A 14425-nucleotide genomic window follows, 5' to 3' on the forward strand; every position below is an offset into this window, starting at 1 on the left:
CTTTTCTGCTCCTATTTACTCTGTGCTTAATTAAGCATAAGATTGGGGATTCGCGCCTGGAAAAATGTAAACTTAGCTTTCCATCCTTTCTCAATCCCCAATCGCCAATCCCTAACCACCAATCCATATAGAACCTGGACAACTAAAAAATGGCAACGATTCAGCAGCAAAAAATTCGCATTCGCCTTAAAGCCTTTGATCGGCGGTTACTAGACACATCTTGCGAGAAGATTGTAGACACCGCTAACCGGACGAATGCTACAGCTATTGGTCCTATCCCTCTCCCAACACGGCGTCGTATCTACTGTTTGTTGAGATCGCCTCACGTTGATAAAGATTCACGGGAACACTTTGAAACCCGGACTCACCGCCGGATTATCGACATTTATCAACCTTCTTCCAAAACCATTGACGCCTTAATGAAGCTGGATTTACCTGCGGGTGTTGATATTGAAGTCAAGCTATAAAGCCGTCTGAATACAGCTTAAGCGAGGTTCTGCCAACAAACGTGACGCTTTAACGGGTTTTTCTGGTTATTGTGCCAGAAGAAATCCGTTAAAGTAAGTAAAGAAGCGCACTTACCGTTTTCACCAAGGCACAATGGCATCCTCTTCCTCAATTGCTGTTAGAGAAATCCCCTTATTTCCACTGCCTGAAGTGGTTCTCTTTCCAGGGCGTCCTCTCCCCTTACACATCTTTGAGTTTCGCTACCGAATCATGATGAACACGATTCTAGATAGCGATCGCCGTTTTGGGGTGTTGATGTGGGACCCCGTCCAAGGTCAACCGGCTGCTGTTGGCTGTTGCGCTGAAATCATCCACTTCCAGCGTCTACCGGATGACCGGATGAAAGTACTGACCCTAGGACAGCAGCGATTTCGTGTATTAGAATACGTCCGTGAAAAACCCTATCGGATTGGGTTAGTAGAATGGATTGAGGATCAGCCACCAGAAACTGATTTGAAAGCAATGGCTAGGGAAGTTGAGCAATTGCTGCGAGATGTTGTACATCTTTCTGCTAAGTTGACTGAGCAGAAAATTGAGTTACCAGAAGACTTACCTGATTTACCCATTGAGTTGTCTTACTGGGTTGCCAGCAATCTCTATGGCGTTGCCTCAGAACAGCAGACACTTTTAGAAATGCAGGATACTGCTGCACGTCTACGGCGCGAAGCTGAGATTCTTACCTCAACCCGCAATCATTTAGCCGCACGTACAGTTCTCAAGGATGCCTTTAATTAAGGAACTGATGCATCAGTATTGCAGGGTTCTGTAGCTCTTTATCACTAAACTAAAATTCAATACCCCTAAAAGAGACACGAAAAATCGTGTCTCTTTGATTTTGTATTGAAGAGACTAAGCTTCAATTTTAGAGGTAGGTATGTACGCGACCTTACTACAACTCTTACCCTCAAGTCTCTAGAACGTCTGATGAGCTAACTGTCACAACACTATAGCTACCAAAAATTTTGAGAATTTCTGTATGCGGCGCTAATTCTGAAAGGGTAGCTTGAATTGATGATTGAGAAGCATCGGCTTCCAAATCAATGAAGAAAAGGTATTCACCAAGCGATCGCTTTGTCGGACGAGACTCAATGCGGCTTAGGTTAATCTCTCGACTTGCAAATACTTGAAGCGGTTTCACAAGCGCCCCCGGCACATTAGCAGGAACACTAAAAGCTAAGGAAGTATAGCTCCCACCAGGGGAAGGCTGTAAACCCATTACCCAGAAACGGGTACAGTTATCGGGATAGTCAGTGATGGCAGATGCCAGAACGGGTATTTTATAAAGCTGCGCTGCCCGTTGAGAGGTAATCGCTCCTGCTGTATTATCTTTGTCCAGATACTGTAATGCCTCCGTTGTCGAATTAGTCGGTATCAGTTGCACTGAGGGGAGAAACCGCTCTAGCCATCCCTGACATTGTGCCAGAGCTTGTGGATGGGAATAAACCGTTTGGATAGCTTCTATCGTTGATGCCCGTGATAGCAAAGCGTGTCTTATTGGCAAGACTAAAGCCTGTTGAATTTGTAGCTTATCTAGTTGCCACAACATATCCAGCGTCGTTACAACGCTGCCTTCAATCAAATTTTCCACTGGGACAACAGCGAGCTGAGTTTCTCCTTGGGCTAGTGACTTCAATGTTTGGGCAATACTGGGATAAGGACATAACAACGACTGACTAACCGCTTCGCTTGCAAGCGTGCGGACATAAGCTAAAGCTGCGGCTTCAGCGTAAGTACCAGGTGGTCCCAAATAGGCGATCGAGATAGACATAAGTAACAGTCAACCTAAGTGATAGATCTAGCTTGAGAGTTGGGAGTTGTGTACTTGTGTTACAAGGCATCTCTTGCGAAGGACAGTTTTTGCTACATCGTTCCTAGCACCTATCGCCTGTAGCGTTGTCCTTTATACAAGCAGTTTAATCATCCCTTTAAAGCTTCTTGAGCAACATGGTGTCAATCCCTATCCTTCGCAGGAAATAAGCTTGTGGAGTCAGTCTGAGGCTCTTTCACAGCTTCCGTAAGGAAGAGGGAGCCTCACCGTGTAAATTTCTATGATCCTGAGAGGATGAGATTATTGAGACTGTCTCAGCAAAGCGCCGATTCAGAATACTAAAATAAGAAATCCTTCTCAAATCGTTAAAAAACTGTAAAAATTAATTAACTTTAAGTAAGAAGCTTATAAGCTTACTACTTCCCTTATGAACACCCAGTTTGTTGCATCCCAATCAGTTGAAATTGCTGTACCGGAACAACCTGTTCCCATCCAGCACTACTTGCGTCAGCCTCAGCGGCTGGTATATGCGATCGCAGACTCGAATCGGATCGAGCAACTGAGTCAGGACAGTTTTCGTTTGACAATGCGTCCCCTGGACTTTATGTCGCTGAAGTTTCAGCCAACAGTAGATTTAAAAGTGTGGGCAGATGCCGATGGTACCGTTCATCTAACCTCTGTACGCTGTGAAATTCGAGGACTAGAGTATATCAATCAACGCTTTGCCTTGGACTTGAAAGGGAAACTTTACCCCTATCAAAAAAATGGCACAACCCAGCTTAAAGGCAGAGCAGATTTAAAAGTCAACGTTGATATTCCGCTTCCTTTTTCCTTGACTCCTAAGCCAATTTTAGAAACCACTGGCAACGGTTTGCTCAAGAGCGTTTTGGTAAGGATTAAGCAGAAACTAATGCACCAACTGTTGTTGGACTATCGACACTGGGCAAGCCAAGATGTACAAACAAGAAATTACCAGCAAACCCAGAAGTTGTCACCGGCTGATAATCCAATCATTTAATCAAGCTGGGTAGGCACATCTACCCCATTTCTTGTAATCAAGCATTTTAGATAATATTACAACTCGGCTTCTACCCGACAGGGGCTAAACGATAATCGATGTTGGCGTGTGGGGCCTTGTTGTTGAAGGGCGGCTAGGTGTCGCTGTGTACCATAACCTTTGTTTGCTATCAAGTCATAGTCGGCATACTTTGCCGCGAAACGAGTCACTAATTCATCTCGCCAAACCTTGGCAACAACACTAGCCGCTGCAATCTCAAGCGATCGCTCATCTCCCTTGACCATTGTTCGTTGGGCAACTGGTAAATCAGGAAGAGCGTGTTTACCATCAACTAGGCACAAAGTAGGCTGCACTTTCAACTTGAGAACAGCCCGTTTCATCGCTAACAGTGACGCTTGAAAAATATTAATCTGGTCAATTTCAGCGCTGGTGGCATAACCAATCCTCCAATCTAGCGCTAAGTATTGAATCTCATGAGCTAGCTTGACTCGGCGTGGATGAGATAGTTGTTTACTATCTTTAACACCCGCGATCGCAAGTTGTGACAGAGCCGAGGCAGGTAAGATTACGGCTGCCGCCACTACTGGCCCAAATAGAGCGCCCCGCCCAACTTCATCGACACCAGCAACTAAGCTTTGCGTGTCAGATAAATCTGGCAGATCACAAACATTATCTTGCCACGGCTTCCCCTGGACAACGCCGGTGTTGTCTTTTTTTGCCTCTACCGGCATGACCAGACCTCCTTCTCAACATGAAGCAAGCAAAACACTTGATGAATTTTGACATCTAGACATAGCACTGCTGAAAAAATCACAAAGCAACCAACTACTACTCACGATTCAAATGAGCTTACTACCTGAAACAAGCTCAACAGTCTAGAAATAAAGCTTTTGACTTTTGACTTCCGCATAGCAGCACTAGATTGTCTACAATAGCGTTTCGCCCTTACTATAAGGCACTCGAATCATCACCCTCTACAGCTGAAGATCGGCGGCGGCGGCGACGAATAATTGGACGGCTGCCGTCTAATTCATCGGTTGGCTCTGTTGATATTTCTGTCGTAGATACCTCAGTCGGTGAGGTTACAAGTACCTGAGCTGAACTTGGCGATTCATCTAGAGTTGCTGCCTCACCTGAAGGTGTTACTGACATTGGAGAAGTCTCGCCGTCATCAGTAGCCGAAGGTAGTGTAGAAGCTTCACTAGCTGATTCTACAGATGCCTCGTTTAATGTCTCAGCGTCGTTGGATTCTCCAGGCAGTACCACAGAGAGAATTACCGATTTTGGATTTTTGACCTCTCGGTTTAAGCGTATCAAAGGAGAGATTCCCATCAACGCATAAACATCTTGTTCCTCTGGGGTCATCTCAATAGCAATAACCTCCGGTGGTTCGATCTCTCTAGGAGCCTTGATCAGTTGAGGTTTTGCAATTCGTTCTATTGGTGACTCTGTTACCAAACCACGTCCTGTTACTTCTACCTCCTTTGGAGTGGTTTGTACACTGTCGCGTGCCACTTCGCTAAGGTTATCCGGCTCTAGCATTGGCTCCGACCTCGATTGAGGTACAGAAATAATGCGAGGGTTGACCTTCGTCGGGATGAATTCTTCCTTGGCTACTGGTTCATCTAAACGACGGCGACGGGTACGGCGGTTCTTATTATTGGCTAATCCTCGCTCTTGGTAGCTTGGATGATGCACAAGGTCATTTTCCTCGTTATCATCAACTGGAGCAAAATCGAGCGGATCAGAAAGATCGGGCAGCCGCGTTTCTCTAGCCACCAACGGGATAGCAGAAGGCTCCGCAAGCTCTCGGACTTGGCGATCAGATTCACCTGGGAGACGCACGAGATGTCCTAAACCACCACAGGTAGGGCAGGGTTGACCGAACAACTCGTAGATATTCTGACCTTGTCGCTTGCGAGTCAGTTCAACTAAGCCAAGTTCGGAAAGCTGAGCAATTTGTGGTCTAGCTTTGTCACCCTTCAGTGCTTTGTTGAAGTGTTCTAGCACTTGCAACTGATCGCGCCGTGCGTCCATATCAATGAAGTCAACAATGATTACACCCGCCAGGTTGCGTAGACGCAGTTGGCGGGCGATTTCTGTGGCGGCTTCGCAGTTTGTCCAGAGAACGGTTTCCCGTGCAGTTGCCGATCGCGTAAATGAACCAGAGTTAACGTCAATTACCGTTAGGGCTTCTGTTGGCTCAATGATGATGTATCCACCCGAAGGCAAATCAACTCTTGGTTTAAGCGCTTCTCGAATCGCTGCATTGACACGGAAGTAATCAAGAATTGGTAGGCGATCGCGATGATGGTCAATCAAAACCCCTTCTGGCGAACGTCCTCCACTCCAACTGACCAAATGCTGCTTGACCCGCTTTACTCCGGTATGAGAATCGACGACAATCCGATTCACATCTGCCGTGTACATATCGCGCAGGACACGCTGAATAAAATCATCATCTCGGTTGAGTAATGCGGGTGCGCGGGTGGAATTTGCCTCTTGCTGAACCGCTTCCCACTGTTTTTGCAGCGCTTCCAAATCTTCAATAATGGCTTCTTCCGCTCTGCCTTCCGCTTCCGTCCGCACTAACAATCCCATACCAGCCGGTTTGAGCAGTACAGCCAGCGCTCTAAGACGGTTACGCTCACTGTCACTCTTTATCCGCCGGGATAAATTGACACCCCGTCCGTAAGGCATCATGACTAAATAACGACCGGGTAAACTGATGTTCCCGGTGAGCCGAGGACCTTTATTGCCTGTTGGCTCCTTCATGACTTGTACTAAGACTTTCTGCTGAGGGGTCAGCAGTTCGGTAATCGCACCAGCACTGCGTTTCAGCCGCAAGGGACCCAAGTCAGTGACATGAATAAAACCATTCCGCTCGGAGTCCCCGATATTTACAAAAGCCGCATCTATCCCAGGTAAGACATTTTCAACAACGCCGAGATAAATGTCACCAACTTGGTGACTACCTGTAGCCACCACTAGCTCTTGAATCTGATCTTCCCAAAAAACGGCAGCAAGTCGATGTTGCTCCGCAATAATAATTTGCTTTGGCATTCAATTTCCTCAAAAATTGGCAGCACACTTAGGCACTAAGGCTTTCTCCCTTTGCTTTGGCTACCCAAGATAACTGTGTATGTGAAAACTTTAGCTTCACTTAGAAATGAAATAACGAGAACCGAATGAAAGTGACCATCGAGTGACTAACTGCACTGCCACTCTTTTTGGTCAACTCCTACGCCATGCAATTGGTAGCCAATGCCATGCCGTTCTATACAGGTTGACATTTCTCCGCCACCAAGCCTAGCGGCTGTAGTAGGCGAATCCCAACATCACTGCTGAGTTTTCCTGCTTCCTTGAGTTTACTCAGTATCTGAAGGTGTTCCCAGATACTACAGGTCATTCTCTCCACAGGCTTAAAATCCCGTCTGCCCCACGGTAATCATGTCTTGGATGCTTTTGCCGAATTCGTGCTTACTCATTAGAGTGGCATGGCTTTGGAACTCTTGATGCGTCTTATTGCACTAAATCCGGCATCTTTAATGATTGAGAAGATGATAGCACTACATCCCGTCTGCGATTCATCTCACTGCTAACCTTTAGACAGTTATAACAGGAGTCTGCTTGCGGTTCAAAGATAACACGCGAGTAGAAAGTTTCGAGGAGCAATTAGTTGCATGGCAGCATTTATATGCTAGTTTACACGGGCGGAACCCGGTGCAACGTCTATCCACAACGGCTTTGATGAATGGTGTATCTGAGGGCAGTGTTAATCAGATGCCACTCAACTCAATCAATTAGGTAGTTGCGACCGTATTGCTCCAACGGCAGTCGGCTGATCCCTCAATCACTACTTTACTTGATTTGAGATTCGATTAGAAGTGGTGGCTTGAGATTGCCGAAGTGAGTGAATTGTTGCGATCGCATGTTGAGCAACCTGATCAATTTCCTCTGTCGTATTAAAGCGCCCAATCCCAAAGCGTATCGAGGCATAAGCCAAAGACTCAGAATGCCCCAACGCTAAGAGAACAGGGGAAGGAGCCACCGTCGCCGACGAACAAGCCGCGCCAGAAGAAACGGCGACTACTGGTTGTAACCCCAACAACAGCGCCGAACCATCAACACCTTCGACACTAATATTAAGATTTCCTGATAATCGTTGAGTTGGATGACCATTTAGGTAGATGCCCCCTAAAGGACTAAGCGCATTCCAGAAATGTTCCCGTAATTGCAAAAGGCGTTGAGACTCCGATTCTTGTTCTTCTAATCCCAGTTCCACTGCTTTGGCTAACCCAACAATCTGAGGTGTATAGAGAGTGCCAGAACGCATCCCTCGTTCATGTCCTCCGCCATGAAGTTGAGGTGCTAGTTGAACTCTAGAGTTACGGCGACGGACATAAAGTGCCCCAATACCTTTTGGGCCGTAGATTTTATGAGCCGTCAGCGACATCAAGTCGATGTTCATCGCCTCCACATCCAAAGGAATTTTACCAAGAGCTTGAGCCGCATCCGTGTGAAATAGCGCCTGATGCTGGCGACACATTGCCCCAATTTCCGCCAATGGCTGCAACACCCCAATTTCATTATTTGCTGCCATCACCGACACCAAAATCGTGTCAGGACGCAACGCCTGTTCCAACTTGGCTAAGTCAATGAGTCCATCCTTTTTTACAGGCAGAAACGTCACTTCAAAACCCAGTGTTTGTAAATATCGACAGGGGTCGAGAACTGCACTGTGTTCCGTTTCTACGGTAATAATGTGACGACCTTTACTGAAATAAGCCTCAGCCACACCTTTAATTGCCAGATTGTTCGCTTCTGTGGCTCCACTCGTAAAGACAATTTCCTCTGGTGTTGCCTGGATAGCATCTGCCAAAATAGCTCTAGCTTGTTTTACAGCAGCTTCTGCCTCCCAACCGTAAGCATGGCTGAGGCTAGCTGGATTACCGAAATGTTGAGTAAAGTAAGGCAGCATCGCCTCTAACACCCGTTCATCCAGGGGGGTTGTAGCGTGGCAATCAAGGTAAATAGGTCGATGAGTCAAATTTTGCATCCAAAGAGTTGCTGTTGATCGATCGGTTTTACTGTATTCGCCATATCTTAATAGTCAAATCATTACTGCTACTAGCAAGGAGCTGACCATCTGAACTAATTGCTACAGAAGTCAATGTGTAGCTATAACAAGGTTTTGATTGCTAGTGTAGCCTTACCAATCTCTTCACTGAGGAGAAAGTAGGACTAGATGCGATCGCACCACCCTGCAATGAGATGTTCCTCAAATAGACACGCTACCGCATCGCCCAAATCTTGATGACATCGTTACGGCAACCAGTCGCGATCGCTTTTCCATCGGGACTAATCGTGACGGCTAAAATCGCCTCTAGATGACCCGTATAGGTGTGAACGTTTTTCCCTGTCTTCAAATCCCATACCTTAACCAATTTGTCATTACCGACACTCACGATTCTTTCCCCATTGGGACTGATGGCAACGGATGTCACACCACCAGCGTGTCCTGTCAGTGTGTGAATTTCTTGACCTGTATCAAAATCCCACACCCTAATCGTTTCATCGATACTGCCACTGATGATTGTTTTTCCATCGGGGCTAATTGCCACAGATGTCACACTGGCGGTATGACCTCTCAGCAGACCTTTGTCTCCCACTTGAATCGTGGCATCAGCACAACCACTAACGATGTTTTGTCCATCTGGGCTAAATGCAACCGAATAAACCCAATCGGAGTGATGGGTGAAGGTACGAAGTTCCTGCCCAGTTTTCAAGTCCCATAATTTAATCGTCGTATCTTTGCTGCTACTGGCGATCGCTTTTCCATCTGGACTAATGGCAACAGCATAGACAGCATCCGAATGACCGTTAAGGGTACGGATTTCTCTAGCGCTGCTTAAATCCCAAACCTTAATCGTTTTATCCAAACTGCCACTAACAATCGTTTGTCCATCCGGGCTAACGGCGAGACAACGAACCCAATCAGAATGACCCCTCAGCAGGTGCTGTTGTCGGGCAGTGTGAAAGTTCCAGACCCAAATCGCTCGGTGTGAACCACCACTAACTAACGTTTGTCCATTGGGAGTTATCGCTAGAGAATACACAGAAGTGCCAGGTGCAACCAGCCATGCTGCTAAAGTGCTAGGTGCAAGTCGCCATGCAGATATAGTCTGTTCTGGTTCCATCAATATGCTCTGCTATCTATGAATCACGGCAACTCGATCCTGGAAATGACCATGCATTGCCAGATATTCCGCTGACACGACAAAAATGAGAAAAAATCTTCTGCTTTCTAAGCTACAGCCTTCAGCAGGGAAAATAGGTCTATAGATGTACGGAGTTTTCTACTATCAGGTTGAAACTGAAGGGTACATAGTCTGCTTTAGTGTTCATTATGTCCCTTATGTGACAGCATCCTCCTAAAAGACTGCTAATGTTCTGCTGTTAGTGCTGTTAGTAGGGACACTACCCAGTAAAGAGTTTTAAGTTGTTATTCCCAAGAAGCGATATGAATCCTGAAATTGAAGAAAGCGGCTATTCTGAATACCCCAGTGACACGGATATGCCCAAGATTCTAGAAGGCAAAGGAGAAACTGAGCGTTTACTACCTGCAACGGTTTCTGTAAGCACCTCTAGTAACCAGTGGCAGGAGTATGGTGAACGTATCGCTGCGTTTCTCCAAGATCTGCCACGTTACGTCACACAGTTTTTTTCAAACTACAAAGGACCTCTGGGAACGGTTGGTCTAATCCTGGCTGTTGTGATTACAGTCAAAGTGACACTGGCTTTGCTAGATGCGCTTGATGATATTCCTTTGATTGCCCCGACTTTGGAGCTGATTGGCTTAGCCTACACAACTTGGTTCGTTTATCGCTACTTGCTCAGCGCTGCCAGCCGCCAAGAACTATCTCAGGACTTTCAGAATCTCAAAGAGCAAGTTTTTGGTACAGGTAGTTAAGAGGCAAACAGCCTGAACGTCCTACTCTTGATCATTCACGAAACTTAAACCCAACAGGGGGAGAATCATGGCATTTACAGGCAGGAACTAGGCTCATATTTGCCTGAACCTGCCTTTATTTCCTCAAGTAGTCGGTGTCGTCCGCCTTGATCATTCATGAAATCTCTAGAATTCACTGATTCAAAGCAAGAGCGAAAGGCTTTAGCCCAAGAGACACAAAGTGCTTCAGTGCAGCGTGTGCTAAGTGCGATCGCTTTAGGTAGCAACCTGGGCGACTCCTTGACTATTCTTAACAATGCCCTCAATGTGTTGGCTGATACAGCAGGTATTACTCTAGAAGCTCAATCTAGCTGGTATCAAACAGCGCCTGTCGGACCACCCCAACCAGATTACCTAAATGGTTGCGCCCTACTGGACGTTCAGCTAACGCCACAGGAACTGTTAGAAACCTTACTGAGCATTGAAGCCTTTTTTGGTCGTGTACGCCGAGAACGCAATGGGCCAAGAACTCTTGACCTCGATTTACTCCTGTTTGATGATTTAATCCTAAACAGTCCTATCCTTCAACTCCCTCACCCTCGGATGAGAGAGAGAGCGTTTGTATTAGTTCCCTTAGCAGAAATTGCTCCGAATTGGGTCGAACCGATTTCTGGAAAAGCGATCGCACAACTTGTCCAAAATTTAGACTGTTCTGGAGTCTACCGCTTGTAAAGGTTCATTAGTGTTTCATGCTTTAGTTCAACATCTAACCTTCTAATCTCTCCTATGGCTTCAGGTCGCGAACCCCCACAACTGCTAAAACAACGCCTAGTCTACCAAGGTCGTAAGTTTAATTTTGAAGTTAGCTCCCTCCGTCTGCCTAATCGAGTTGAGGGAGATTGGGAATGTATTCGTCACCCTGGTGGCGCACTTGCCGTTCCTGTGACACCCGACGGCAAACTGGTGCTGCTGCGACAGTACCGCTTTGCTATTCAAGGGCGGATTTTGGAGTTTCCTGCGGGTACTGTGGAACCCCACGAAGACCCGGCTGAAACGATCAAGCGAGAAATTGAAGAAGAGACAGGCTACCACGCCAACAAATGGCAAAAACTCGGCGAATTTCCTGTCGCACCAGGTTATTCGGATGAATTCATCTACGCTTTTCTCGCTCAGGATTTGGAAAAGCTTGAAGCACCTCCTAGTCAGGACGCTGATGAAGATATGGAAAACGTTTTGATGACCCCAGAGCAGTTAGAACAAGCAATCCTTGATGGTGAAGTGATAGATGCCAAGACCATTTCCAGCTTTTTCCTGGCACGTCCCTTCCTCAAATAAAATAAAAAAGAGATGTTAGACACTCCCAGACTGCAATCTCTGCCTGATGCCTGAATCCCACGTTTTATAAACGAGGGAGTGGCTCAATCTACTGAGAATCGGTATAGATAAAAATACAGCATTGAAAATTAAAAAAAGGATTCTTCAGCCTTTAATTTTTCATCCAAATTTCGCACTCTAGGCTATAACCTTTCCTAAGGTAGTTCCAACTGAGGCAAACTCACAACATAGCGATATCCTGACTCTAAAGAGCCTTCTATAGAAATTTGTCCCTTGTGGAGTTCCGCTAGCTTGCAGCTCAGTAAAAGCCCTAGAGCTTCACGGGAATCATGATTCCAGGGCTTCTGGTTTTGTTCCTGCGTCAGAGCTAAGGTTGCCCACGCCGCAGGGCTGGAGTATAGCGGATTATCAGGTAGCTGGTAATCACTCGCTGTAAATTCACTGCTTTTGAGCTTGTCCATCGTTAGTGAAGTTTCTAAAATATCAGACCCAGTAGCGCTGTCTGTTGTTGATAGTGAAGCGATACCCTCGTAGATTCTTGGTAAACTGTCTCCTAGCCAGGGATGAAACACCCAAACGGCAATATTCAGTTTGTCGTTTCTACGCGAGACATGGATACGAATCTCGCTTCCTGTCTGTGCTGAGTGAATCACGCTAAAGACCAGATGATAGAGTATTTGCCGCACCTTGTTTTTGTCCAGCAACCAGATACGACTTCCAGGCTCTACCGACAACCGTATTTGTTGCTGCCGTTGGTTCGCTATCTTGAACAAGCTATGAATGGCTTGCTGACAGAGCATATCGATATCTACAGAGGTGAGATCGAGTTGCTCACTGATTTCATCCAAAACATTAAGGGCAACAATTTCATCAACCAGCGAGACCAAATGCTGACCACTGTGATGGATAATTTCCAAGTATTCTTTTTGTTTACTAGTTAAAGGTCCATAGACTTGGCGATTGAGTACACTTGCCATCCCCATAACAGAGGTTAATGGGGTACGCAGCTCCTGTGTTAGCTGAGTTAGTAGCTTGACCTTAAGCGAAACCATTGAGGAGAAGTGATCACAAAGACTATTCACTCCCCAGCTATCAGCTATAAAATTAGGCTTCTGCTCTTGGTTGTCAGGTTCTGTGAGCGACGGTTTAGATAGCCGTTGAAGAGAGCTAGTAGGATGCTCTTTCAAAACATGGTTCCGCTCATATTCACTCATACACCAACGAGCTGTAATCGCCAAAAATTCTTTATCCCTGGTGGTAAAGTCGCGAGGCTCCCAATCCATCACAGCCAATGTACCCAAGCATTGACCATCAGCGGCAAATAGTGGCGCACCAAGGTAAGCAGAAATACCATAGTGCTGAACGAGCAAACTACTGCTAAATACAGGGTTAGTCCTTGTATCGTGAATCGCTAAAACCTGATGAGTCTCAACCACATAAGTACAAAAGCCCTCTTGGCGCGGCAACTGGCGCAACTGTGCCAGTGGATTCATTAATCCAACTGTTGATAAACCAACTGCTGATTTAATCTGTACCTGATCTAGCGTCATAAAGCCCAAGATGCAGATTGGTGCATCTAAAAAGCGAGCGGCTATCTGAGTTGCTTCATCAAACAAAGCGACTGTCTCAACGGCGAGCAAATCGAGTTCCTTAAGAGTCGTGAGTCGTTTTTGTTCTCGTGCGCCTGGTGTCAACCCATCAAGCCGACAAAAGATTCTGTTTTCTGGGTTTGCCATAATAACCCTTACCCCCATATCACTGCTTGCATCACAACCTCAGAAAGCCTGAAGTGTGAATCACTATATATAGCGTTCCCTAGTAATGTTCAGAACAAACATTATTGATGCAAGAGTTATCGCTTGGTTGAAGAAGGCAGACGGCTTTTATGGAACCAATTGGAAGGGGATTCAGACCCTACCCAATTGGGAGCCTCCAATTCAAAGATTTGGAGGGGGCTTGATACCCTTGCTCCCTTTCGGGTGCCAGAAGGCAGATGGCAATTGGGCATAAAAGCAAGCCGAAAAGCCCTCTGCCATCTGCCTCCTGTCTTTCTTTGTCAATTTTCACTTTTGGTCGTCCAAGCGGGGTGAGAGAGTAGAGATGCAATCACCCGCACGCCTCGTAGCTGATTGGAAAGAGGTAGATGACCTCTGGGCGCACTGAGATCCCAAGTAAACTCATTGGGGTATCGAGTCCAATTATTTCCAGTCTTCCAGCCGATCTTAGGCCATAGCTTTTCCCAGTTTTTGCTCAAAGAAAGCCAAAGCTCCCGCTGAACAGAAAAGCCAAATTTACCTTGAGAGTGAATTAACCAAAGAGTATTAATGGTTTGCAAGTCAGCAATTGGAAAGTTGTCTACTTCCGAAAAGTACAGCCACTTTCTTTGAAGGGCGGTTGAACCTGCTAGCTCACAGAGTTTTTCTAAGGTAAGTCGGTCAGCGGCAAGAAAGTCTTGCTTAACGAGCAGTTGTTGCAGGGTTGTGTAATCAATGCCGTCTTCGGAACGCAAAGGCACAACGCCAGTCGGGAAATGGTTTTGTAGAAACTCTCTTGTGCTTGGGGTGTCAGCGTCATAGAGGGCTTGGTAGACAACACCAGCCGTAAGGTTAGCAGGGTTTGACTGCTCCTTTAAAAATTCCATCAAGACTTCTAAGCCAGCAGCACCCGTGCTGACCAGTTCTGGAATGACCTGAAGTTGTTTTTTTTCAGAACTAGACTGGAGCTGGCGCGTTAGCTCGGCAATCTTAGTAGAAGCTTCTGATACTGAGGCAGTCGTTTGGTCTGTCATGCAGCGACTTGTTGGTTAGTTGTTAGTTGTTGGTTGTTAGATAGGAATAAGCAACAA

16 protein-coding genes are annotated in these 14425 nt (G+C 46.2%); 7 read left to right on the forward strand and 9 right to left on the reverse strand.

All coding sequences use genetic code 11. From position 1 onward, the window contains the following. The first annotated feature begins 149 nt into the window (after positions 1 to 149). Positions 150 to 467: a 30S ribosomal protein S10 gene (gene rpsJ / locus AC5JL3_RS27120; protein ID WP_192222675.1), complete on the forward strand. Its 318-nt coding sequence runs from the start codon at positions 150 to 152 to the stop codon at positions 465 to 467. Between the two features lie 133 nt (positions 468 to 600). Next, positions 601 to 1242, forward strand: coding sequence for an LON peptidase substrate-binding domain-containing protein (locus tag AC5JL3_RS27125; protein WP_192222676.1), 642 nt, complete (start codon positions 601 to 603; stop codon positions 1240 to 1242). Positions 1243 to 1411: 169 nt separating this feature from the next. Here AC5JL3_RS27125 and pheA read toward each other — a convergent pair whose 3' ends face one another. Then, positions 1412 to 2275: a prephenate dehydratase gene (gene pheA / locus AC5JL3_RS27130; protein WP_496077424.1), complete on the reverse strand. Its 864-nt coding sequence runs from the start codon at positions 2273 to 2275 to the stop codon at positions 1412 to 1414. A gap of 427 nt (positions 2276 to 2702) precedes the next feature. Between pheA and AC5JL3_RS27135 the strand changes: the two genes are divergently transcribed. Beyond that, a complete protein-coding gene (locus AC5JL3_RS27135) occupies positions 2703 to 3293 on the forward strand; it encodes a DUF1997 domain-containing protein (RefSeq protein ID WP_496077425.1) in 591 nt (196 codons plus the stop codon). 56 nt (positions 3294 to 3349) lie between these two features. On the opposite strand, the gene AC5JL3_RS27140 is transcribed toward AC5JL3_RS27135, so the two are convergent. The 3 genes from AC5JL3_RS27140 to AC5JL3_RS27150 form a co-directional block, all read right to left on the reverse strand. Then, positions 3350 to 4024 (reverse strand): ribonuclease HII, encoded by a 675-nt coding sequence (locus AC5JL3_RS27140; RefSeq protein WP_496077426.1) that lies wholly within the window; start codon positions 4022 to 4024, stop codon positions 3350 to 3352. A gap of 217 nt (positions 4025 to 4241) precedes the next feature. Beyond that, a complete protein-coding gene (rne, locus tag AC5JL3_RS27145; protein WP_496077427.1) occupies positions 4242 to 6356 on the reverse strand; it encodes a ribonuclease E in 2115 nt (704 codons plus the stop codon). 214 nt (positions 6357 to 6570) lie between these two features. Then, the gene (locus tag AC5JL3_RS27150; RefSeq protein WP_277927632.1) at positions 6571 to 6702 is read right to left on the reverse strand and encodes a hypothetical protein; all 132 of its coding nucleotides are present in this window, start codon (positions 6700 to 6702) and stop codon (positions 6571 to 6573) included. A gap of 221 nt (positions 6703 to 6923) precedes the next feature. Here AC5JL3_RS27150 and AC5JL3_RS27155 point away from each other — a divergent pair, with 221 nt between their 5' ends. Next, positions 6924 to 7100, forward strand: a complete 177-nt coding sequence (locus AC5JL3_RS27155) for a hypothetical protein (RefSeq protein ID WP_192222681.1) — start codon at positions 6924 to 6926, stop codon at positions 7098 to 7100. A 49-nt stretch (positions 7101 to 7149) separates the two neighbouring features. Here AC5JL3_RS27155 and AC5JL3_RS27160 read toward each other — a convergent pair whose 3' ends face one another. The 3 genes from AC5JL3_RS27160 to AC5JL3_RS27170 form a co-directional block, all read right to left on the reverse strand. Next, positions 7150 to 8343 (reverse strand): cysteine desulfurase family protein, encoded by a 1194-nt coding sequence (locus AC5JL3_RS27160; RefSeq protein ID WP_496077491.1) that lies wholly within the window; start codon positions 8341 to 8343, stop codon positions 7150 to 7152. A gap of 37 nt (positions 8344 to 8380) precedes the next feature. Beyond that, positions 8381 to 8467 carry a hypothetical protein gene (locus tag AC5JL3_RS27165; protein WP_496077492.1) on the reverse strand — a complete coding sequence of 29 codons (87 nt, stop codon included), beginning with the start codon at positions 8465 to 8467 and terminating at the stop codon, positions 8381 to 8383. Positions 8468 to 8587: 120 nt separating this feature from the next. Beyond that, positions 8588 to 9493 carry a WD40 repeat domain-containing protein gene (locus AC5JL3_RS27170; RefSeq protein WP_496077428.1) on the reverse strand — a complete coding sequence of 302 codons (906 nt, stop codon included), beginning with the start codon at positions 9491 to 9493 and terminating at the stop codon, positions 8588 to 8590. A 323-nt stretch (positions 9494 to 9816) separates the two neighbouring features. On the opposite strand from AC5JL3_RS27170, the gene AC5JL3_RS27175 reads away from it, so the two are divergent. The 3 genes from AC5JL3_RS27175 to AC5JL3_RS27185 all read left to right on the forward strand — a co-directional run bounded on the left by AC5JL3_RS27175 (position 9817) and on the right by AC5JL3_RS27185 (position 11580). Beyond that, positions 9817 to 10266 (forward strand): CAAD domain-containing protein, encoded by a 450-nt coding sequence (locus AC5JL3_RS27175; protein ID WP_192222686.1) that lies wholly within the window; start codon positions 9817 to 9819, stop codon positions 10264 to 10266. Positions 10267 to 10422: 156 nt separating this feature from the next. After that, positions 10423 to 10977 (forward strand): 2-amino-4-hydroxy-6-hydroxymethyldihydropteridine diphosphokinase, encoded by a 555-nt coding sequence (gene folK, locus AC5JL3_RS27180; protein WP_496077429.1) that lies wholly within the window; start codon positions 10423 to 10425, stop codon positions 10975 to 10977. A gap of 54 nt (positions 10978 to 11031) precedes the next feature. Continuing rightward, positions 11032 to 11580 carry an NUDIX hydrolase gene (locus AC5JL3_RS27185; RefSeq protein ID WP_496077430.1) on the forward strand — a complete coding sequence of 183 codons (549 nt, stop codon included), beginning with the start codon at positions 11032 to 11034 and terminating at the stop codon, positions 11578 to 11580. Between the two features lie 194 nt (positions 11581 to 11774). Here AC5JL3_RS27185 and AC5JL3_RS27190 read toward each other — a convergent pair whose 3' ends face one another. Further along, positions 11775 to 13316, reverse strand: a complete 1542-nt coding sequence (locus tag AC5JL3_RS27190) for a GAF domain-containing sensor histidine kinase (RefSeq protein WP_496077431.1) — start codon at positions 13314 to 13316, stop codon at positions 11775 to 11777. A gap of 320 nt (positions 13317 to 13636) precedes the next feature. Continuing rightward, positions 13637 to 14368 (reverse strand): GUN4 N-terminal ARM-like repeat domain-containing protein, encoded by a 732-nt coding sequence (locus AC5JL3_RS27195; RefSeq protein WP_496077432.1) that lies wholly within the window; start codon positions 14366 to 14368, stop codon positions 13637 to 13639. Between the last annotated feature and the right edge of the window lie 57 nt (positions 14369 to 14425).

Source organism: Symplocastrum torsivum (assembly GCF_059505465.1).

Excerpts from the sequence above, each read along its gene's own strand:
- AC5JL3_RS27170 (WP_496077428.1), bottom strand. The coding sequence starts at position 9,493 with ATGGAACCAGAACAGACTATATCTGCATGGCGACTTGCACCTAGCACT.
- pheA (WP_496077424.1), bottom strand. The coding sequence starts at position 2,275 with ATGTCTATCTCGATCGCCTATTTGGGACCACCTGGTACTTACGCTGAA.
- AC5JL3_RS27190 (WP_496077431.1), bottom strand. The coding sequence starts at position 13,316 with ATGGCAAACCCAGAAAACAGAATCTTTTGTCGGCTTGATGGGTTGACA.
- AC5JL3_RS27140 (WP_496077426.1), bottom strand. The coding sequence starts at position 4,024 with ATGCCGGTAGAGGCAAAAAAAGACAACACCGGCGTTGTCCAGGGGAAG.
- AC5JL3_RS27150 (WP_277927632.1), bottom strand. The coding sequence starts at position 6,702 with ATGACCTGTAGTATCTGGGAACACCTTCAGATACTGAGTAAACTCAAG.
- AC5JL3_RS27195 (WP_496077432.1), bottom strand. The coding sequence starts at position 14,368 with ATGACAGACCAAACGACTGCCTCAGTATCAGAAGCTTCTACTAAGATT.
- AC5JL3_RS27125 (WP_192222676.1), top strand. The coding sequence starts at position 601 with ATGGCATCCTCTTCCTCAATTGCTGTTAGAGAAATCCCCTTATTTCCA.
- rpsJ (WP_192222675.1), top strand. The coding sequence starts at position 150 with ATGGCAACGATTCAGCAGCAAAAAATTCGCATTCGCCTTAAAGCCTTT.
- AC5JL3_RS27185 (WP_496077430.1), top strand. The coding sequence starts at position 11,032 with ATGGCTTCAGGTCGCGAACCCCCACAACTGCTAAAACAACGCCTAGTC.
- rne (WP_496077427.1), bottom strand. The coding sequence starts at position 6,356 with ATGCCAAAGCAAATTATTATTGCGGAGCAACATCGACTTGCTGCCGTT.
- folK (WP_496077429.1), top strand. The coding sequence starts at position 10,423 with ATGAAATCTCTAGAATTCACTGATTCAAAGCAAGAGCGAAAGGCTTTA.
- AC5JL3_RS27135 (WP_496077425.1), top strand. The coding sequence starts at position 2,703 with ATGAACACCCAGTTTGTTGCATCCCAATCAGTTGAAATTGCTGTACCG.
- AC5JL3_RS27175 (WP_192222686.1), top strand. The coding sequence starts at position 9,817 with ATGAATCCTGAAATTGAAGAAAGCGGCTATTCTGAATACCCCAGTGAC.